The organism is Streptomyces sp. DSM 40868, assembly GCF_011820545.1.
Classification (GTDB): domain Bacteria; phylum Actinomycetota; class Actinomycetes; order Streptomycetales; family Streptomycetaceae; genus Streptomyces; species Streptomyces eurythermus.
Genome location: NZ_CP050504.1, coordinates 2,589,708 through 2,609,169, shown reverse-complemented (window position 1 = coordinate 2,609,169; position 19,462 = coordinate 2,589,708). Strand labels below are relative to the sequence as shown.

The following is a 19,462-nucleotide window of genomic DNA, read 5'->3' as shown; positions in this document are numbered from 1 at the left end:
GTCGTCCCGGCGCGGGGCACCGCACGGCGGCGACAACGTAATTCGAGGCGAGAGGCCTTCGACGTGGCAGCACCGCAGAACTACCTCGCAGTCATCAAGGTCATCGGTGTCGGCGGCGGTGGTGTCAATGCCATCAACCGGATGATCGAGGTCGGTCTCAAGGGCGTCGAGTTCATCGCCATCAACACCGACGCACAGGCGCTGTTGATGAGCGACGCCGACGTCAAGCTCGACGTCGGCCGCGAACTCACCCGCGGACTCGGCGCCGGAGCCAACCCGGCCGTCGGCCGCAAGGCCGCCGAGGACCACCGCGAGGAGATCGAGGAGGTCCTCAAGGGGGCCGACATGGTCTTCGTGACGGCCGGTGAAGGCGGCGGCACCGGCACCGGCGGGGCGCCCGTCGTGGCCAACATCGCGCGCTCGCTCGGCGCCCTGACCATCGGCGTGGTCACGCGCCCGTTCACCTTCGAGGGACGGCGCCGCGCGAACCAGGCCGAGGACGGCATCGCCGAACTGCGCGAAGAGGTCGACACCCTCATCGTCATCCCGAACGACCGGCTGCTGTCCATCTCGGACCGCCAGGTCTCGGTCCTGGACGCCTTCAAGTCCGCGGACCAGGTCCTGCTCTCCGGTGTTCAGGGCATCACCGACCTCATCACCACCCCCGGCCTGATCAACCTGGACTTCGCCGACGTGAAGTCGGTCATGTCCGAGGCCGGTTCGGCCCTCATGGGCATCGGCTCGGCCCGCGGCGACGACCGCGCGGTGGCCGCGGCCGAGATGGCGATCTCCTCGCCGCTGCTGGAGGCGTCCATCGACGGCGCCCGGGGCGTCCTGCTCTCCATCTCCGGCGGCTCCGACCTCGGCCTGTTCGAGATCAACGAGGCCGCCCAGCTGGTCAGCGAGGCCGCCCACCCCGAGGCGAACATCATCTTCGGCGCGGTCATCGACGACGCCCTCGGCGACGAGGTGCGGGTCACCGTGATCGCGGCCGGCTTCGACGGCGGCCAGCCGCCGGCCCGCCGGGACAACGTCCTGGGCTCGGCCTCCGGTTCGGCCCCCGCCCGCCGCGAGGAGCCCGCCCCGGCCCGGCCGAACGAGCCCAGCCGCCCGTCCTTCGGCTCGCTGGGCAGCGTCAAGCCCAAGGAGGAGCCGGAGCCGGCGCCCGAGCCGGTGCCGGACATCCCGGTCGCCCCGCCGGTACCCCCGGCGCCCCGGACCTACTCGGACAGCGCGGCCGAGGAACTGGACGTCCCGGACTTCCTCAAGTGATAGGACGGCGCGAGAGCGTGAGCGGCGCGCACTTCGCCTTCACCGACCGGTGGGGCGGGGTGAGCGCCGCTCCGTATGAGGAGCTGAACCTCGGCGGCGCGGTCGGCGACGCACCCGAGGCGGTGCGCGGCAACCGCGAACTGGCGGCGAAGTCGCTCGGCCTGGACCCGGACCTGGTGGTGTGGATGAACCAGGTGCACGGCGCCGACGTCGCCGTGGTGGACGAGCCGTGGGGCGAGGGCCCGGTGCCGGAGGCCGACGCGGTCGTCACCGCGCGGCGCGGACTGGCCCTGGCCGTCCTGACCGCCGACTGCGTGCCGGTGCTGCTGGCCGACCCCGTCGCCAAGGTCGTCGCGGCGGCCCACGCCGGCCGGCCCGGCATGGTCAAGGGCGTCGTCCCCGCCGCCGTACGGGCCATGGTCGGACTCGGCGCCGAGCCGGGCCGGATCGTCGCCCGCACCGGACCGGCCGTGTGCGGCCGGTGCTACGAGGTGCCGGAGGCGATGCGCGCCGAGGTGGCCGCCGTCGAACCGGCGGCGCACGCCGAGACGAGCTGGGGCACGCCGGCGGTGGATGTGTGCGCCGGGGTGCACGCGCAGCTCGACCGGCTCGGGGTGTGCGACCGGGCGCGAACGCCGGTGTGCACGCTGGAGTCGCAGGATCACTTCTCGTACCGCCGCGACCGCACCACCGGGCGGCTCGCCGGCTATGTCTGGCTGGACTGATAGGGCATGACGGACCGTAAGACCGAACTCGCCGCGAATCTGGCGAAGGTGGAGGAGCGCATCACCGCCGCGTGCGCGGCGGCGGGGCGCGAGCGGGAGGAGGTGACCCTGATCGTGGTCACCAAGACCCACCCGGCGAGCGATGTGCGGATCCTGTCGGAGCTCGGTGTGCGCCATGTCGCCGAGAACCGCGACCAGGAGGCGGCCCCGAAGGCCGCCGATTGTGCGGATCTGCCGCTGAAGTGGCACTTCGTCGGTCAGTTGCAGACCAACAAGGTGCGTTCCGTGGTCGGTTACGCCGATGTCGTGCAGTCGGTCGACCGTTCCCGGCTCGTCACCGCGCTGTCGAAGGAGGCGGTGCGGGTGGGGCGCGAGGTGGGCTGTCTGCTCCAGGTCGCGCTCGACGCCGGGGCGAGCGGCCGGGGCGACCGCGGCGGCGTGGCCCCCGGCGGAATCGAAGAGTTGGCCGGTCTTGTCGCCGACGCGCCCGGGCTGCGGCTCGACGGACTGATGACCGTCGCCCCGCTCACCGGGGAGTACGCGGGACGCGAACAGGCGGCGTTCGAGCGGCTCATGGATTTGTCGACCGACCTGCGCCGGGCTCATCCGGCTGCAACCATGGTGTCGGCAGGGATGAGCGCGGACCTCGAACAGGCCGTGGCCGCCGGGGCGACACATGTGCGCATTGGCACCGCGGTACTCGGAGTCCGACCCCGGCTCGGGTAACGTCGCCAAGAAGTCGGACCACAGCAGAAAATATGGTCAATGCCCGTGAAGTTGGGCACAACGACCACGTGGATCGCGGGCACTTGGCAGTCGTCAGCCGATCCACCACAGAGCGGAGGACTCAGAGCATGGCCGGCGCGATGCGCAAGATGGCGGTCTACCTCGGCCTCGTGGAGGACGATGGGTACGACGGCCGTGGATTCGACCCCGACGACGACTTCGAGCCGGAGCTGGACCCGGAGCCCGAGCGGGACCACCGGCGGCACGAACCGTCACATCAGCCGCATGGTGCGCATTCGCCCCAAAGGGACGAAGAGGTGCGGATCGTGCAGCCGCCCGCGCCTCGCGAACCGGTTGCCCGTTCGACTTCGCTCGCCGCGGAATCCGGACGTCCGGCGCGCATCGCGCCCGTGGCATCCATCACACAAGAACGCCAGTCCCTGGAGAAGAACGCGCCGGTGATCATGCCCAAGGTTGTGTCGGAACGAGAGCCTTACCGAATCACCACGCTTCACCCGCGGACCTACAACGAGGCCCGTACCATCGGGGAACACTTCCGTGAGGGCACCCCGGTGATCATGAATCTGACTGAGATGGATGACACAGACGCGAAGCGACTTGTCGACTTTGCGGCCGGTTTGGTGTTTGGTCTTCACGGCAGCATCGAACGGGTGACGCAGAAGGTGTTCCTGTTGTCTCCTGCTAACGTCGATGTCACGGCGGAGGACAAGGCCCGCATCGCAGAGGGCGGGTTCTTCAACCAGAGCTGAGACGCAACGCAGGACCGAAGCACGGAAAAGCATGGACAGGGGAGAGGGAACCGCAGGCCATGAGCGTGTTCGCGCAGGTGATCTACATCGCGCTGATGGTGTTCCTTGTCATCCTCATCTTCCGGCTGGTCATGGACTACGTCTTCCAGTTCGCCCGCTCGTGGCAACCCGGCAAGGCGATGGTGGTCGTTCTGGAGGCCACCTACACTGTCACCGATCCACCGCTGAAGCTTCTGCGGCGGTTCATCCCGCCGCTGCGTCTCGGGGGCGTGGCGCTCGACCTGTCCTTCTTCGTACTGATGATCATCGTCTACATTCTCATCTCCATCGTGCAGGGTTTCGTGAGATGAGGGTGGGCGATCCGGTCTTGCCGACTGCCGATGACTACGTTGAGGTGAAGAGATGCCGTTGACCCCCGAGGACGTGCGGAACAAGCAGTTCACGACCGTCCGCCTCCGAGAAGGCTATGACGAGGACGAGGTCGATGCCTTCCTCGACGAGGTCGAAGCCGAACTGACCCGTCTGCTCCGGGAGAACGAGGACCTGCGCGCCAAGCTGGCCGCCGCGACGCGTGCCGCCGCGCAGAACCAGCAGAACGCGCGCAAGCCTCCGGAGCAGGACCAGCAGCAGCAACACCCGCAGCAGCAACACCCCCAGCAGCAGGGCATGCGAGGTCCCGGCCAGCCGGTGCCCGCCGGGATATCGGGCCCGCCGCAGCAGCAGATGGGCGGCCCCATGGGTGGTCCGCCCCAGCTGCCGAGCGGTGCCCCGCAGCTGCCCGCCGGCCCCGGCGGTCAGGGCGGCCCGCAGGGTCCCGGCCCGATGGGCCAGGGTCCGATGGGTCAGGGCCCGATGGGCGGACAGCCGCCCATGCAGCAGCAGATGGGCGGCCCGATGGGCGGTCCCATGGGTGGCCCCATGGGCGGTCCGATGGGCGGCCCCGGTCAGGGCCCCGGTGGCGACAGCGCCGCCCGTGTCCTCTCGCTGGCCCAGCAGACCGCCGACCAGGCGATCGCCGAGGCCCGCTCCGAGGCCAACAAGATCGTCGGCGAGGCCCGCAGCCGCGCCGAGGGTCTGGAGCGTGACGCCCGTGCCAAGGCCGACGCCCTGGAGCGGGACGCGCAGGAGAAGCACCGCGTCGCCATGGGCTCCCTGGAGTCCGCGCGCGCCACGCTGGAGCGCAAGGTCGAGGACCTGCGCGGCTTCGAGCGCGAGTACCGCACGCGGCTGAAGTCGTACCTGGAGTCGCAGCTGCGTCAGCTGGAGACCCAGGCCGACGACTCGCTGGCCCCGCCGCGCACCCCGGCCACCGCCTCGCTGCCGCCGTCCCCGACGCCGTCCATGGCTCCGGCCGGCGCCGGTGCCCCGTCCTACGGCGGCAACCAGTCGATGGGCGGTTCGCAGGCCCCGTCCGGTCCGTCCTACGGCGGTCAGCAGCAGATGACCCCGGCCATGACGCAGCCCATGGCCCCGGTCCGTCCGCAGGGCCCGTCCCCGATGGGCCAGGCTCCCTCGCCGATGCGCGGGTTCCTGATCGACGAGGACGACAACTGAGCACCGGACACGGTGCGTAGGACGCCTTGAGCGTCGGCGGCATTCAGGGCGCGGCCCCGGGTTACGAATCCGGGGCCGCGCCCTTTTACGCGGGTTGCGATCCGGGTACGCGGCCGCGATCCCGTGCGCGGGGCGTGTGGGAGCCTTTTGGGGGCGCGGTGTTCCTGGCAATGCGCGGGCGGACGGCAGCCGGCAACCGGCGCACGGCGCACGCGCCGCACCGACCGGGCTTCCCCGAGCCGTGGCAGCCGCGATGATCGTTTTCGGGTAGCCTGGCCCATGCGCCGGGGTGCGTAGCGCAGATGGTCGTCGCGCCTCGATGGCATCTAGGAGGACGCCGGTTCGAATCCGGCCCGCCCCGGCGCACCCAGTCGCTCTCGTATGACACCGAAGGCCCGGCCCCCCACAGGGGGAACCGGGCCTTCCGGCTGTCCGGCGCCTACGCCTTGCGCAGGCGGAACGTCAGCGACAGACCCTCGTCGGTGAACGGCTCGCCGTAGCCGCCGTCGGCCTCGCCCTGGGCGAAGTCGGTGGCGAGGACCTCGTCGGCGATCAGACCGGCGTGCTCGGTCAGGGCCGCGACGACCGCCGGGTCCGTGGAGGTCCAGCGCAGCGCGATCCGGTCGGCGACGTCCAGGCCGCTGTTCTTGCGGGCCTCCTGGATCAGCCGGATCGCGTCCCGGGCCAGACCCGCCTGCCGCAGTTCCTCGGTGATCTCCAGGTCCAGCGCCACCGTGGCACCGGAGTCGGAGGCCACCGACCAGCCCTCGCGCGGGGTCTCCGTGACGATCACCTCGTCCGGGGCGAGGGTGATGGTCTCACCGTCGACCTCCACGGACGCCGTGCCCTGCCGCAGCGCCAGGGACAGCGCGGCCGCGTCGGCGCCCGCGATGGCCTTCGCCACGTCCTGCACCCGCTTGCCGAACCGCTTGCCCAGCGCCCGGAAGTTGGCCTTGGCGGTCGTGTCGACCAGGCTGCCGCCGACCTCGGCCAGCGACGCCAGGGAGGAGACGTTCAGCTCCTCGGTGATCTGCGTGTGCAGCTCCGGGTGCAGCGACTCGAACCCGGTGGCCGCGATCAGCGCGCGGGACAGCGGCTGACGGGTCTTGACGCCCGACTCCGCGCGGGTGGCGCGGCCGAGCTCCACCAGCCGACGGACCAGCACCATCTGCCGGGACAGCTCCGGGTCGATCGCCGACAGGTCGGCTTCCGGCCAGGAGGCCAGGTGCACGGACTCCGGCGCGCCCGGGGTGACCGGGACGACCAGGTCCTGCCACACCCGCTCGGTGATGAACGGGGTGATCGGCGCCATCAGCTTGGTGACCGTCTCCAGCACCTCGTGCAGCGTGCGCAGCGCGGCCTTGTCGCCCTGCCAGAAGCGGCGGCGGGAGCGGCGGACGTACCAGTTGGACAGGTCGTCGACGAACGCGGACAGCAGCTTGCCGGCGCGCTGGGTGTCGTAGGCATCCAGCGCCTGGGTCACCTGGTCGGTCAGCGCGTGCAGCTCGGACAGCAGCCAGCGGTCCAGCACCGGGCGGTCGGCCGGCGCCGGGTCCGCCGCGGACGGCGCCCAGTCCGACGTACGCGCGTACAGCGCCTGGAAGGCGACGGTGTTCCAGTAGGTCAGCAGTGTCTTGCGGACGACCTCCTGGATGGTGCCGTGGCCGACCCGGCGCGCGGCCCACGGGGAGCCGCCGGCCGCCATGAACCAGCGCACCGCGTCCGCGCCGTGCTGTTCCATCAGCGGGATCGGCTGGAGGATGTTGCCCAGGTGCTTGGACATCTTGCGGCCGTCCTCGGCCAGGATGTGGCCGAGGCAGACCACGTTCTCGAACGACGACTTGTCGAAGACGAGCGTGCCGACGGCCATCATCGTGTAGAACCAGCCGCGGGTCTGGTCGATCGCCTCGGAGATGAACTGCGCCGGGTACCGGCTCTCGAACAGCTCCTTGTTCTTGTACGGGTAGCCCCACTGCGCGAACGGCATCGAACCGGAGTCGTACCAGGCGTCGATCACCTCGGGCACGCGCACCGCTTCGAGGGAGCAGCCCTCGTGCGGGCAGGTGAAGGTGATCTCGTCGATGTACGGGCGGTGCGGGTCGAGGCCGGACTGGTCGGTGCCGGTCAGCTCGCTCAGCTCGGTGAGGGAGCCGACGCAGGTGAGGTGGTCCTCCGCACAGCGCCAGATCGGCAGCGGCGTGCCCCAGTAGCGGTTGCGGGACAGCGCCCAGTCGATGTTGTTGTTCAGCCAGTCCCCGTACCGGCCGTGCTTGACCGTCTCGGGGAACCAGTTGGTCTTCTCGTTCTCCTGGATGAGCCGGTCCTTGATGGCCGTCGTGCGGATGTACCAGGAGGGCTGCGCGTAGTAGAGCAGCGCGGTGTGGCAGCGCCAGCAGTGCGGGTAGCTGTGTTCGTACGGCAGGTGCTTGAAGAGGAGGTCGCGCTGCGCCAGGTCCTCGGTGAGCTTTTCGTCCGCCTTCTTGAAGAAGACGCCGCCGACCAGCGGGACGTCCTCGGCGAAGGTGCCGTCCGGGCGGACCGGGTTCACGACGGGCAGGCCGTACGCGCGGCAGACCTTGAGGTCGTCCTCGCCGAAGGCCGGGGACTGGTGGACCAGACCCGTGCCGTCCTCGGTGGTGACGTAGTCGGCGTTCACCACGAAGTGCGCGGGCTCGGGGAACTCCACCAGCTCGAAGGGACGCTGGTACGTCCAGCGTTCCATCTCGGCGCCGGTGAAGGTCTGGCCCGTGCTCTCCCAGCCCTCGCCGAGCGCCTTGGCGAGCAGCGGTTCGGCGACGACGAGCTTCTCCTCGCCGTCGGTCGCGACGACGTAGGTGACCTCCGGGTGCGCGGCGACCGCCGTGTTGGACACCAGCGTCCAGGGGGTCGTCGTCCACACCAGGAGCGCGGCCTGGCCGGCGAGCGGGCCGGAGGTGAGCGGGAAGCGGACGTACACGGACGGGTCGACGACCGTCTCGTAGCCCTGCGCCAGCTCGTGGTCGGACAGGCCGGTGCCGCAGCGCGGGCACCAGGGGGCGACGCGGTGGTCCTGGACCAGCAGGCCCTTGCCGTAGATCTGCTTCAGCGACCACCACACGGACTCCACGTACTCGGGGTCCATCGTGCGGTAGGCGTCGTCCAGGTCGACCCAGTAGCCCATGCGGGTGGTCAGCTCGGCGAACGCGTCGGTGTGCCGGGTCACGGACTCGCGGCACTTGGCGTTGAACTCGGCGATGCCGAACGCCTCGATGTCCTGCTTGCCGGTGAAGCCCAGCTCCTTCTCGACGGCCAGCTCGACGGGCAGGCCGTGGCAGTCCCAGCCGGCCTTGCGGGCCACGTGGTAGCCACGCATGGTGCGGAAGCGGGGGAAGACGTCCTTGAAGACGCGCGCCTCGATGTGGTGGGCACCGGGCATGCCGTTGGCGGTGGGCGGTCCCTCGAAGAACACCCACTCCGGGCGGCCCTCGGACCGCTCCAGACTCTTGGCGAAGATCTTCTGCTCGCGCCAGAAGTCGAGCACTGCGTGCTCAAGAGCGGGCAGGTCGACCTGTGCGGGCACCTGGCGGTACGTCGGCGCTGTCATCTGCGAGCATCCTCCAACGGACTTGCTGCCTTCCGTCGGAGGGACGAGAGCCTTCGATCCTGTACGCCGTGTGCGGCGCGCTCCCGCGGTACCACCCTCCTTGGCCCCCGGCGCGCCGTACGCGCCGGTGAGCCCCCTCATTGGGCTCGCGAAGCCGGTTCTACTCGCCGTGGCCCTGCGGCTGCGGCTTTCTTCCGGCGGCTCCGGGGTGATCTTCACGTCGCGCTCGCCCCCGGGCTCACACCGTCCCCGGGTCGCTCTGGGCTGCGTACGCCGCTACTCGTCCCCATCCACGCTTCTCGCTCCGCCCAGTGTACGGCGCCGCGCGGACAGCGGCGGACCGGTTTTCCCGGGGCGGGGGGCGGGCGGCCGGTGGCCGGGCCGGGTGACCCGAATGGCGTGGGGTGCCGGCGCGGGTCGGTCCGGCCCGGGGCGGGCGGATTACCCGGCGGGGAGCTGGGCACAACGGATGCAGGCCCGTGGCTCGGGGGGTGCGGGCGGGCGAATCGGGCGGTGTGCCCCGTTGCCGCGGGACTCAAGTCGATTTATCGTCCCAGCACGATTCGCGAGCAAGATCACAATATGTGAAGGGGCCGCGGCCATGGTGGCGAAGAAGACCGCCGTACAGCAGCCGGCGACCGGGAAGACCGGCGCGCGGCCTGCCGCCGGGAAGGCGGCCCCCGGCAGGACCGCCCCGGACCGGACGGCCGCCACGAAGACGGCCACGGGAGACGCGAAGGCCGTGAAGGGCGCGAAGGCCGCGAGGGACGAGAAGGCCACGAGGGACGCGAAGGAGACGGCTGCCGGGGCGAAGACGGCGGTCGGCAAGAAGGCGCCGGACGGCAAGAAGACGGCGATCGCGGAGGAGACGCCGAACGGCAAGGAGAAGTCCGTCGGCAAGGAGAAGCCGGTCGGCAAGAAGGCGGCGGTCGGCAAGAAGGCAGCGGCTGGGAAGAAGGCGGTGGGGAAGAAGACAGCGGGTGCGGACGCGGTCGCGAAGAAGTCCGCGACGACGAAGAAGGGGGCCACGAAGAAGGCGGTCGTCTCGGCGGCGGCCGCCGGGAAGAGCGTCGTCGGGAAGACCGCCGCTGAGAAGTCCGCCGCCGGGAAGAACGCCGCTGAGGAGACCGCTGTCCCGGGGGAGGCCGCCGCGGTGCGGGCGGCGGCGCACGAGAGCACGGCCAAGAAAGCGGGCGCGGCGCGGGCCGCCAAGCAGACGGGAGCCACGACGGTGGTTGCGAAGAAGACTCCTGGCACGGCCACGGCGGAACAGACCGCCGTTCCCAAGGCACGGGCGGGCGCGGCGGAGCCCGGCGAACTGGCGGTGCGCCCCGGCGAGGACCCCTGGAGCCCGGAGGAGGCCGGCGAGGCACGCGCGGAGCTCCAGTCCGAGCTGGAACGGCTGCGGGCGGAGATCAGCTCCTCCGAGGCGTCCCTGGTCGGCCTCATGCGGGACTCCGGGGACGGCGCCGGCGACGACCAGGCCGACACCGGCACCAAGAACATCACGCGCGAGCACGAACTGGCGCTGGCCGCCAACGCGCGCGAGATGCTCACGCAGACCGAGCGCGCCCTGGAACGGCTGGACGCGGGCACCTACGGTCTGTGCGAGAACTGCGGCAATCCCATCGGCAAGGCCCGGATGCAGGCGTTCCCGAGGGCGACGCTGTGTGTGGAGTGCAAGCAGAAGCAGGAACGCCGCTCCTGAGGGCGCCCCGCCGTGCCGTAGTCTCGTGCCCAGTCAGGTACCTAGGCTGAGGGACTCACGTGGCAGAGGCGGAGCGCATCATCGGTACGCCGGACACCCCGGACGACGATCACCAGCAGACGGCGGCGGCCGGCACGGCCGACGCCGCCCAGGCCGCCGGTGCGTCCGGGGAGGCGGGCACGGACGGCGCGACCGGGCGGCAGACGGCGCACAAGCCCGGCCGCGGGCGCCGGATCGCCGTGCTGTTCTCGGTGGCCGCCTTCGCGTACGCCCTCGATCTGATCAGCAAGATGCTCGTCGTCGCCCGGCTGGAGGGCCGTGCGCCGATCCGGGTCGTCGGGGACCTGCTGGAACTGCATGTCATCCGCAACCCGGGCGCCGCCTTCAGCTTCGGCGCGGCCTTCACGGTGATCTTCTCGCTGATCGCCGCGATCGTGATCGTGGTGATCATCCGGCTGGCCCGCAAGCTGTACAGCTTCCCCTGGGCGATCGCGCTCGGCCTGCTGCTCGGCGGCGCGCTCGGCAACCTCACCGACCGGATCTTCCGGGCGCCGGGCGTCTTCGAGGGCGCGGTGGTGGACTTCATCGCGCCCAAGGGGTTCGCGGTGTTCAACCTCGCCGACTCGGCGATCGTGTGCGGCGGCATCCTGATCGTGGTGCTGTCCTTCTACGGCCTGGACCCGGACGGCACCGTCCACAAGGACTGAGGCCAGGGCCGGGGCCACAGGGTTTTCCACAGGCTCGTTCGGTGGCTCGCGGCCCGTCCGGCATACTCGACGGGTGAGCACGATTCCCGAGATCCGTACCCTGCCCGTGCCCGACGGCCTGGAGGGCGAGCGCGTCGACGCCGCCATCTCCCGCATGTTCGGCTTCTCCCGCACGAAGGCGGCGGAGCTGGCCGCGGCCGGCAAGGTCCAGGTCGACGGCGCGGTGGTCGGCAAGTCCGAGCGGGTGCGCGGCGGTGCCTGGCTGGAGGTCGAGATGCCGCAGGCGCCCGCGCCCGTCCAGGTGGTCGCGGAGCCGGTCGAGGGCATGGAGATCGTGCACGACGACGACGACGTGGTGGTGATCGTCAAGCCGGTCGGCGTGGCCGCGCACCCGTCGCCGGGCTGGTCCGGCCCGACCGTCATCGGCGGTCTCGCCGCCGCCGGGTACCGCATCTCCACCTCCGGCGCCGCCGAGCGCCAGGGCATCGTGCACCGCCTGGACGTGGGCACCTCCGGCCTGATGGTGGTCGCCAAGTCCGAGTACGCGTACACGTCGCTCAAGCGCCAGTTCAAGGAGCGCACGGTCGACAAGCGCTACCACACGCTGGTCCAGGGCCACCCGGACCCGACCAGCGGCACCATCGACGCCCCCATCGGCCGTCACCCGAACCACGACTACAAGTGGGCGGTCACCGCCGACGGCAAGCCGTCGGTGACCCACTACGACCTCATCGAGGCCTTCCGCGCCGCCTCCCTGCTGGACGTGAAGCTGGAGACGGGCCGCACCCACCAGATCCGCGTCCACATGGCCGCCCACCGCCACCCGTGCGTCGGCGACCTCACCTACGGCGCCGACCCGACCCTCGCCAAGCGGCTGCGCCTGACCCGCCAGTGGCTGCACGCCGTCCGCCTCGGCTTCGAGCACCCCGGCGACGGCCGGTGGGTCGAGTTCGAGAGCGACTACCCCGAAGACCTCCAGCAGGCCCTCGACCAGGTCCGGGAGGAGACGTGGGCGTGAGCCCGCGCTGCACCGTCCGGGTCGCCGAGCACCCCGCCGACCGCGAGGCCTGCTTCGCGGTCCGCAAGGAGGTCTTCGTGGTCGAACAGGGCGTCGCGGAGGACATCGAGTACGACGCGTACGACGCCGTGGCCGTGCACGTGCTGGCGGTCCACGAGGACGGCCGGCCGCTGGGCACCGGGCGGCTGCTCCACGGCGAGGCGGCGGCGGAGCGGACCGGCGGGGACGCCACGGTCGGCGCGCTGGGCCGGCTCGCCGTCCTGCGGGCGGCGCGCGGGCTCGGCGTCGGCGCGGCCCTGGTGCGCGCCATCGAGGAGGCGGCACGCGCGCGTGGCCTCACGGCGGTGGACCTGCACGCGCAGACCCAGGCCCTGGGCTTCTACGAACGCCTGGGCTACACGGCGTACGGCCCGGAGTTCCAGGACGCCGGCATACCGCACCGGGCGATGCGCCGGACCCTGTAGGACACGGCGCCCTCGAACCGGCCGGACCCTGTGGGACACGGCGGCCCGGCCCCGCCGGGCGCTGACGGCACCCCACCCGGTCGGGACGTCGTGCGGAATCCGCAGGTCGCGATGGCAGACTGGAACGCGGCCGTGTGATCGTCGACCCCCGGAGCGCCGTCCGTGGACCAGCTGGCTCTGTTGTTCGTACTGCTGCTCGGGGCCTTGGTGAGCGTCCCGGTCGGGGACCGGCTGAGGGTGCCGGCGCCGGTGCTGATGACCCTGTTCGGCGGGGTCCTGGCCGTGGTGGATTTCGTACCCAATGTGGACATCCCGCCCGAGCTGATCCTGCCGGGGCTGCTGCCGCCCCTGCTCTACGCCGCCGTCCGCCGCACCTCCTGGCGGCAGTTCGCGGCCAACGTCCGGCCGATCTTCCTGCTGGCCGTCGCCCTGGTGTTCGTGACGATGGTCAGCGTCGCGTTCGTCGCCCACCAGATCGTGCCCGGACTGCCGTTCGCCGCCGCCGTCGCGCTCGGCGCCCTGATCGCCCCGCCCGACCCGGTCGCCGCGACCAGCGTCGCCGGGCAACTGGGGCTGCCGCGCCGGCTGGTGTCGATCCTGGAGGGGGAGGGGCTGTTCAACGACGTCACGGCCATCGTCCTGTACCACGTGGCGATCGCCGCGGCCGTCAGCGGCACCTTCTCGGCCTGGCAGGCCGGGCTGGACCTGGTGCTGTCCGCCGTCGTCGCGGTCGCCGTGGGACTGGTGCTGGGCTGGGGCGCGAACAAGCTGATGGACCTGCTGGGCGACCCGACGCTCCAGATCGGCATGACCCTGCTGGTGCCCTACGCCTCCTACGTGCTCGCCGAGCGGCTGCACGGCTCCGGGGTGCTCGCCGTGCTCACCACCGCCCTCTTCCTCGCCGAGTACGCCACCGACGCCGACGACGTGCTGACCCGGCTCGCCGGGCACACCTTCTGGGACATCATCGACACCCTCGTCACCGGAGTCGCCTTCGGGCTCATCGGACTGGAGCTGCACAACGCCATCCACACGGCCCAGGGCCGGTGGGGCGAGATGCTCGGCTGGGCGGCGGCCGTGGTGGGCGTGGTGGTCGTCGTACGGCTGCTGTGGCTGCTGCCGGCGACCTGGCTGACCAAACGGCTGCACGCCCGCCGGGACTACGACGAGGAGATCCCGGTGAGCTGGCGGGAGACCGTCGTGATGTGGTGGTCCGGGATGCGCGGGGTGGCCTCGGTGGCGCTGGCGCTGGCCGTGCCGCTGCGGACGGACGACGGCTCGCCCTTCCCCGACCGGGACGAGATCATTTTCATCGCGTTCGGAGTGATCGTCGCCACGCTGGTGGTGCAGGGGCTCACGCTGCCCTGGCTGGTGCGGCGGCTCGGGGTGCGGGCCGACGCCGCGCGCGAGAAGGAGTTCGAGAAGGAGCTGGCGGTACGGGCGGCCAAGGCGGCCAAGCGCCGGCTGCGGGAGATCGAGCAGGTCGAGGAGCTGCCCGAGGAGCTGTCCGAGCAGATGCTGCGGCGTGCCTTCGAGATCGGGATCCGGATCAGCCCGGACATGGGGGAGGAGGAGCGGCGCGAGGCCCAGGTCCAGCGGGTCAAGCGGATCAAACGGGTGCGGCGCATCCAGAACGAGATGCTCAGCGCCGCGCGGCACGAGGTGCTGGCCGCGCGGAGCGAGCCCGGCGCGGACCCGGAGATCGTGGACCGGGTGCTGCGCCATCTCGACGTCCGCAGCCTGCGGTGACGTCCGCTCAGCCGCGGCCGCGCGGGAACTCGTAGGCCCTGCGGAAGGAGGTGCCGTCGGGGGAGGGGGCCTGGTGCGGCGGGAGGACCGCGTCGGCGGTGTTCACCCGGGGCAGCGCGTAGGGGTGTTCCGCGGCCAGCCAGGTGATCATCTGCTCGCGGACCGTGACCCGGACCGTCCAGATGTCGTCCGCGTCCTTCGCCGTCACCAGGGCCCGCACCTGGATGGTGGTGGGTGTGCTGTCCGTCACCTGCAGGCCGTAGGCGCGGCCGTCCCAGGCCGGGCACGCGCGCAGGATGTCCCGCAGCTTCTCGCGCATCGCCTCCACCGGTGCGCTGTGGTCGAGATGCCAGTAGACGATCCCGGTCATCTGCGGGGTGCCCCGGGACCAGTTCTCGAACGGCCTGGAGGTGAAGTACGACACCGGCATGGTGATCCGGCGCTCGTCCCAGGTCCGGACCGTCAGGAAGGTCAGGGTGATCTCCTCGACCGTGCCCCACTCGCCGTCCACCACGACCGTGTCGCCGATCCGGACCATGTCACCGAAGGCGATCTGCAGCCCGGCGAACATGTTGGACAGCGTGGACTGGGCGGCGACACCGGCCACGATGCCGAGGACTCCGGCCGAGGCCAGCAGGGAGGCGCCGGCCGCGCGCATCGCCGGGAACGTCAGCAGCATCGCCGCCACGGCGACCACCCCGACGACCGCCGACACCACCCGCATGATCAGCGTCACCTGGGTGCGCACCCGGCGGACCCGGGCCGGGTCGTGGTGGGCGCGCGCGTAACGGGTGTACGTCGACTCGACTATGGCCGCCGCGATCCGGATCACCAGCCAGGCCGCCGCACCGATCAGCACCAGGGTCAGCGTCCGGCCGACGCCGGTGCGGTGCTCCGGGAACAGCCGGGCCTCGTCGTAGGAGCCTCTGAGCAGGGCCGCGCACAGCACGAGTTGATAGGGCACGCGGCCGCGCCGCAGCAGGTCCCACAGCGGGGTGTCGCCTCGGCTTTCGTCGGCCTTGCGCAGCAGCAGGTCCGTGGCCCAGCCGACCAGCAGGGTCAGCACCACGGCACCGCCGGCGACGATCAGGGGGCGGAGTACGGTCTCCATGCCTCCGAACGTAACCGGCTCGGGCAGGTCATGAACATGTGTCTTCGTCACACGCCTGGGTAGGGCCGCGCTGCGCCCCGGGCATGCCCGGCTGGCACCATGGCCTCATGAACATCATGCTCTTTCACTCGACCTACGGGCTCAGGCCCGCGGTGCGCGAGGCCGCGGACCGGCTGCGCGCGGCGGGCCACGAGGTGTGGACGCCGGACCTCTTCGAGGGCCACACGTTCGACACCGTCGAGGCGGGCATGGAGTTCAACGAGGGCATCGGCAAGGAGGAGCTGCTGAAGCGGGCCGTGCTGGCGGCGGCGCCGTACTCCGAACGCGGGCTGGTGTACGCCGGGTTCTCGCTCGGCGCCTCCGTCGCCCAGACCCTCGCCCTCGGCGACGAGAAGGCGCGCGGGCTGCTGCTCCTGCACGGCACGTCCGACATCGCGCCGAACGCGCACGTGGACGGGCTGCCGGTGCAGCTGCACGTGGCCGAACCCGATCCGTTCGAGTCGGACGACTGGCTGAGCGCCTGGTATCTGCAGATGGGCCGCACCGGCGCCGACGTGGAGGTCTACCGGTACGCCGGGGCCGGCCACCTCTACACCGACCCCGGGCTGCCGGACTACGACGCGGAGGCCGCCGAGGCCACCTGGCGGGTGGCGCTCGGCTTCCTCGAATCGCTCGGGTGAGGGATCACACCGGGTCGTAGGTCCGCTCGACCTTCTGGGTGCCGCTCAGGGTGCGGTAGGAGCGCGCCCAGCTCGAGCGGGCGTCCGGGTCGGTGCGGTCGGACAGGACGTAGTAGTCCATCTGCGCCCGCTCGGCGGTGATGTCCAGCACGCCGTAGCCGTGCCGGTCCGTGTCGACCCAGTGGACGTGCCGGTTGGCGGCCTTGATGACCGGGGCGGCGACCGCGGAGACCGTGCCCTCGGGCACCTTGACGATGTCGTCCAGGTTGTCGGAGGTCACCGAGGTCACCACGAACTCGGTGGCCGCCGACGGCGACAGCGGGTAGGTGCCCGCGTCCACCGGCACGTCGTTGGCCCACGCCATGTGGATGTCACCGGTCAGGAAGACGGTGTTCCTGATGGCGTTGGACCGCAGGTGGGCCAGGAGTTCGCGGCGGTCGTCGGTGTAGCCGTCCCACTGGTCGGTGTTGAGGGCGATGCCCTCCTGCGGCAGCCCGAGCAGCTTGGCGAGCGGCTTCAGCAGGTCGGCGGAGAGCGAGCCGATGGCGAACGGCGAGATCATCACCGAGTTGCCGACCAGCCGCCACTTCGTGTCGGAGGCCCGCAGGCCCGCCTTGAGCCAGTCGAGCTGGGCGCGGCCGGTGAGCGTGCGGTCCGGGTCGTCCACCGAGCCGCTCGCCGTGGACGCCTGCTGCGTGCGGAAGGAGCGCAGGTCCAGCAGGGACAGATCGGCGAGCCTGCCGAAGCGCAGCCGCCGGTAGGTGGTGCCGGCGAGGGCCGGGCGGACCGGCATCCACTCGAAGTATGCCTGTTTGGCGGCGGCCTGGCGTGCCGCCCAGCTGCCCTCGGCGCCCTCTGTGTGGTTGACCGCGCCGCCCGGCCAGGCGTTGTCGGCGAACTCGTGGTCGTCCCAGATCGCGATGACCGGGGCCGTCACGTGCAGGGCCTGGAGGTCGGGGTCGGTCTTGTACTTCGCGTGCCGCATCCGGTAGTCGGCGAGGGTGAGGATCTCGTTCGCCGGCGCGTGCGGGCGGACGACCTTGCCCCGGGCGGCGTACTCGCCGGACCTGTACTCGTAGATGTAGTCGCCGAGGTGCAGCCAGGCGTCCAGGTCGCCCCGGGCCGCGAGATGGCGGTAGGCGGCGAAGTACCCGGCCTCCCAGTTGGCGCACGAGACCACGCCGAAGCGCAGGGAGGAGACGTCCGCGTCCGCCGCCGGCGCGGTGCGGGTGCGCGCCACCGGGGAGTCGGTGCCGCCCGCGGAGAAGCGGAACCAGTAGTCCGTGGCCGGGGCGAGGCCCCGTACATCGGCCTTGACGGTGTGGTCGGAGGCGGCCGTGGCGGTGACGGAGCCCCGGGCGACGACGTCCGTCAGCGCCTGGTCGCGGGCGACGACCCAGCCGACCTCGGTGTCCGGGCCGAGCCCGGAGCCGGGTATGGCCTCCGGGACCGGGGTCACCCGGGTCCACAGCAGCACGCCGTCGGGCAGCGGGTCGCCGGAGGCGACGCCGTGCAGGAAGGCGGGGGCGCCGGTGGCGGCGCGGGCCGGCAGCGCGGCGGCCAGCGGGCCGGCCAGCACGGCGGACGCCGCCGCGGCCTTGACGACCGTACGGCGGCGGGGCGAAAGGGAGCCGGGGTCCTGTGCGGCCCCGGCTGATCTGTATCGACTGGTCACGACCGATCAGGTTACTGATCGGTATGCGCGAAGGCGGGCGAACTCCCGAAAGTTCGCCCGCAGTTCGGCGTGTTGTCGGCTCAGCCCTTGAGGGCCGCCTCCAGCGCGGTGTTGAACTCCTCGACGGTCATGGGCGCGTTCTCGCCGTCGGCCCCCGTCAGGGCCTTGCCGTCCATCTTCAGGGTCGGGGTGCCCCGGATGCCGTCCTTGTCGAAGACCTTCGCCTCCTCCAGCGCCCACCGGTCGAAGGTGCCGTCCTTGACGTCCTTCTGGAACTGCGCGTTGCCCTTCAGGGCGGGGACCGTGTCGGCGATCTCGATCAGGTAGGAGTCGTCCTTGAACTTGTCGTCCCGCTCCTCGGGGTGCCACTTCTTGGCGTACAGCGCGCTCTTGTACTCCAGGAACGCCTCCGGGCTGACGTTCAGCGCGGCGCCCAGCGCGCTCAGCGCGTTCTTCGAGCCCTCGCCGCCGAAGCCCTTGTCGAGGAAGGTGGCACCGACGAACTGGACCTTGTACTTGCCGGCGTCGAGGCCCTTCTTGACGGTCGGGCCGACCACCTGCTCGAAGGAGGCGCAGACCGGGCAGCGCGGGTCCTCGTACATCACCAGCGTCTTCTTGGCACTGCTCTTGCCGACCAGGATGGTCGTGCCGTCCTTGCCCGTGGTGTTGGCCGGCTTGACCAGCTTGGCGTCCTCCGCCGTCTCCCAGTAGGCGGGCTTGTTGGCCTGGACGACGGCGTAGCCGATGCCGCCGGCCGCGGCCAGCACGGCGACGACCGAGCCGGCCACGATCAGCTGCCGCCTGACCTTGTCGCGCTTGGCCTGCCGCTCGCGCTCCTGACGCAGCCGCTCCCGGGCCGCCGTCTTCGCGGCCTGGCTGTTCCGCTTGCTCATAGTGGTGATCTCCCTGGGGGACGCGCACATGTCGTACGCGGTTCGTATGGGGGGCAGACGTGCTCGGGTGCCGTCCGCCGCGCGGGAGCCGTGGCTCAGGCGAGGGCGGTCCGGCCGGGGCGCGAGCACGGCGGTCCACGCCGTCCCAGGGAGTGCGCGAGGAGCCGGTCCCGGGCGGTGGCCCGGCGCGGGGCCGGGCGGTGCGGCCCGCGGACCGGCAGCGGCCGTACGACGACCGCGGCCACCGCCAGCAGCAGCGGCCGGAAGGTGGTGGCGGCGACCGCGCGCACCAGCCGGGTCAGCGCCCGCTCGCCCCGGCGCAGCCAGGCCGCGGCGAGCAGGCCCACACCGACGTGCGCGGCCAGCAGCAGCCGGGCGGCGGCCGGGCCGGCGTGCGCGAACAGCTCGCCCGCCCGGTCCGGGCCGCCGGCCATCCGGGCCAGCGGAGAGCCCATCCGGCCCTCGCACAGCACATCCAGGCCGACCGCGCGCAGCGGGCCCGCGACCGGGCCGCCCGCCCGGCCGTAACAGGCGTGCTGGCCGGTGGTGAACACCGTGTCGGCGGCCAGCTCCAGCGGGACCAGCAGGGCCGCGATCCGGCCGAAGCCGCGCTCGCGGCCCGCCAGCCCGTACGCGGTGACGAACACGCCGGCGGCGACCGCGGCCACGGTCGCCGCCGGCAGCGGGGCACGGGACAGCAGCACGTGCGACGCGGTGCCGAGCGTCACGACGAACGCCGTGAACAGCGCCGCGCGCACGGCTCTGAGCTGGGTCCCGGATATGTCCATAGCGATTGGAGAGTGTGTCACGCCCGCGGGTAAGAGACC

At 71.7% G+C, this 19,462-nt stretch carries 17 protein-coding genes; 12 read left to right on the top strand and 5 right to left on the bottom strand.

The features are described 5' to 3' along the window. Window positions 1-63: 63 nt before the first annotated feature. The 6 genes from ftsZ to HB370_RS11730 all read left to right on the top strand — a co-directional run bounded on the left by ftsZ (window position 64) and on the right by HB370_RS11730 (window position 5,047). A complete protein-coding gene (gene ftsZ, locus HB370_RS11755) occupies window positions 64-1,272 on the top strand; it encodes a cell division protein FtsZ (RefSeq protein WP_030783447.1) in 1,209 nt (402 codons plus the stop codon). Beyond that, window positions 1,269-1,997: a peptidoglycan editing factor PgeF gene (gene pgeF / locus HB370_RS11750; RefSeq protein ID WP_030783450.1), complete on the top strand. Its 729-nt coding sequence runs from the start codon at window positions 1,269-1,271 to the stop codon at window positions 1,995-1,997. The genes ftsZ and pgeF overlap by 4 nt, the downstream gene beginning before the upstream one ends. Before the next feature lie 6 nt (window positions 1,998-2,003). Further along, window positions 2,004-2,723, top strand: coding sequence for a YggS family pyridoxal phosphate-dependent enzyme (locus tag HB370_RS11745; RefSeq protein ID WP_030783455.1), 720 nt, complete (start codon window positions 2,004-2,006; stop codon window positions 2,721-2,723). A gap of 128 nt (window positions 2,724-2,851) precedes the next feature. Further along, window positions 2,852-3,493, top strand: coding sequence for a cell division protein SepF (sepF, locus tag HB370_RS11740; protein WP_030605477.1), 642 nt, complete (start codon window positions 2,852-2,854; stop codon window positions 3,491-3,493). A gap of 59 nt (window positions 3,494-3,552) precedes the next feature. Continuing rightward, on the top strand, window positions 3,553-3,843 hold the full coding sequence (locus HB370_RS11735; RefSeq protein WP_030605475.1) for a YggT family protein: 291 nt from the start codon (window positions 3,553-3,555) through the stop codon (window positions 3,841-3,843). A gap of 52 nt (window positions 3,844-3,895) precedes the next feature. Further along, window positions 3,896-5,047, top strand: coding sequence for a DivIVA domain-containing protein (locus HB370_RS11730; RefSeq protein ID WP_030783458.1), 1,152 nt, complete (start codon window positions 3,896-3,898; stop codon window positions 5,045-5,047). A gap of 439 nt (window positions 5,048-5,486) precedes the next feature. Here the strand turns inward: HB370_RS11730 and ileS are convergent, their stop codons facing one another. Beyond that, the gene (gene ileS / locus HB370_RS11725) at window positions 5,487-8,630 is read right to left on the bottom strand and encodes an isoleucine--tRNA ligase (RefSeq protein ID WP_030783461.1); all 3,144 of its coding nucleotides are present in this window, start codon (window positions 8,628-8,630) and stop codon (window positions 5,487-5,489) included. Between the two features lie 601 nt (window positions 8,631-9,231). On the opposite strand from ileS, the gene HB370_RS11720 reads away from it, so the two are divergent. From HB370_RS11720 to HB370_RS11700, 5 genes are all read left to right on the top strand, one after another. Beyond that, window positions 9,232-10,338, top strand: a complete 1,107-nt coding sequence (locus HB370_RS11720) for a TraR/DksA family transcriptional regulator (RefSeq protein WP_030783464.1) — start codon at window positions 9,232-9,234, stop codon at window positions 10,336-10,338. Window positions 10,339-10,397: 59 nt separating this feature from the next. After that, window positions 10,398-11,045: a signal peptidase II gene (gene lspA, locus HB370_RS11715; RefSeq protein ID WP_030783468.1), complete on the top strand. Its 648-nt coding sequence runs from the start codon at window positions 10,398-10,400 to the stop codon at window positions 11,043-11,045. A gap of 73 nt (window positions 11,046-11,118) precedes the next feature. Next, on the top strand, window positions 11,119-12,063 hold the full coding sequence (locus tag HB370_RS11710) for an RluA family pseudouridine synthase (RefSeq protein WP_030783471.1): 945 nt from the start codon (window positions 11,119-11,121) through the stop codon (window positions 12,061-12,063). Beyond that, entirely contained in the window at window positions 12,060-12,527 is a 468-nt protein-coding gene (locus HB370_RS11705) for a GNAT family N-acetyltransferase (RefSeq protein WP_030783474.1), read from the top strand. The genes HB370_RS11710 and HB370_RS11705 overlap by 4 nt, the downstream gene beginning before the upstream one ends. Before the next feature lie 162 nt (window positions 12,528-12,689). Next, window positions 12,690-14,276 (top strand): Na+/H+ antiporter, encoded by a 1,587-nt coding sequence (locus HB370_RS11700; protein WP_030783477.1) that lies wholly within the window; start codon window positions 12,690-12,692, stop codon window positions 14,274-14,276. A 7-nt stretch (window positions 14,277-14,283) separates the two neighbouring features. Here HB370_RS11700 and HB370_RS11695 read toward each other — a convergent pair whose 3' ends face one another. Further along, window positions 14,284-15,387 carry a mechanosensitive ion channel domain-containing protein gene (locus HB370_RS11695; RefSeq protein ID WP_030783480.1) on the bottom strand — a complete coding sequence of 368 codons (1,104 nt, stop codon included), beginning with the start codon at window positions 15,385-15,387 and terminating at the stop codon, window positions 14,284-14,286. 107 nt (window positions 15,388-15,494) lie between these two features. On the opposite strand from HB370_RS11695, the gene HB370_RS11690 reads away from it, so the two are divergent. Beyond that, window positions 15,495-16,067: a dienelactone hydrolase family protein gene (locus tag HB370_RS11690; protein WP_030783483.1), complete on the top strand. Its 573-nt coding sequence runs from the start codon at window positions 15,495-15,497 to the stop codon at window positions 16,065-16,067. 4 nt (window positions 16,068-16,071) lie between these two features. Here the strand turns inward: HB370_RS11690 and HB370_RS11685 are convergent, their stop codons facing one another. The 3 genes from HB370_RS11685 to HB370_RS11675 all read right to left on the bottom strand — a co-directional run bounded on the left by HB370_RS11685 (window position 16,072) and on the right by HB370_RS11675 (window position 19,423). Further along, on the bottom strand, window positions 16,072-17,742 hold the full coding sequence (locus HB370_RS11685) for an alkaline phosphatase D family protein (protein WP_167512966.1): 1,671 nt from the start codon (window positions 17,740-17,742) through the stop codon (window positions 16,072-16,074). Between the two features lie 80 nt (window positions 17,743-17,822). Continuing rightward, window positions 17,823-18,635, bottom strand: a complete 813-nt coding sequence (locus tag HB370_RS11680) for a thioredoxin domain-containing protein (protein ID WP_030783489.1) — start codon at window positions 18,633-18,635, stop codon at window positions 17,823-17,825. 95 nt (window positions 18,636-18,730) lie between these two features. Further along, window positions 18,731-19,423: a hypothetical protein gene (locus HB370_RS11675; RefSeq protein WP_167512965.1), complete on the bottom strand. Its 693-nt coding sequence runs from the start codon at window positions 19,421-19,423 to the stop codon at window positions 18,731-18,733. Window positions 19,424-19,462 lie beyond the last annotated feature (39 nt).

Excerpts from the sequence above, each read along its gene's own strand:
- HB370_RS11695 (WP_030783480.1), bottom strand. The coding sequence starts at position 15,387 with ATGGAGACCGTACTCCGCCCCCTGATCGTCGCCGGCGGTGCCGTGGTG.
- HB370_RS11680 (WP_030783489.1), bottom strand. The coding sequence starts at position 18,635 with ATGAGCAAGCGGAACAGCCAGGCCGCGAAGACGGCGGCCCGGGAGCGG.
- HB370_RS11730 (WP_030783458.1), top strand. The coding sequence starts at position 3,896 with ATGCCGTTGACCCCCGAGGACGTGCGGAACAAGCAGTTCACGACCGTC.
- ileS (WP_030783461.1), bottom strand. The coding sequence starts at position 8,630 with ATGACAGCGCCGACGTACCGCCAGGTGCCCGCACAGGTCGACCTGCCC.
- HB370_RS11675 (WP_167512965.1), bottom strand. The coding sequence starts at position 19,423 with ATGGACATATCCGGGACCCAGCTCAGAGCCGTGCGCGCGGCGCTGTTC.
- HB370_RS11735 (WP_030605475.1), top strand. The coding sequence starts at position 3,553 with ATGAGCGTGTTCGCGCAGGTGATCTACATCGCGCTGATGGTGTTCCTT.
- HB370_RS11690 (WP_030783483.1), top strand. The coding sequence starts at position 15,495 with ATGAACATCATGCTCTTTCACTCGACCTACGGGCTCAGGCCCGCGGTG.
- HB370_RS11745 (WP_030783455.1), top strand. The coding sequence starts at position 2,004 with ATGACGGACCGTAAGACCGAACTCGCCGCGAATCTGGCGAAGGTGGAG.
- sepF (WP_030605477.1), top strand. The coding sequence starts at position 2,852 with ATGGCCGGCGCGATGCGCAAGATGGCGGTCTACCTCGGCCTCGTGGAG.
- HB370_RS11720 (WP_030783464.1), top strand. The coding sequence starts at position 9,232 with ATGGTGGCGAAGAAGACCGCCGTACAGCAGCCGGCGACCGGGAAGACC.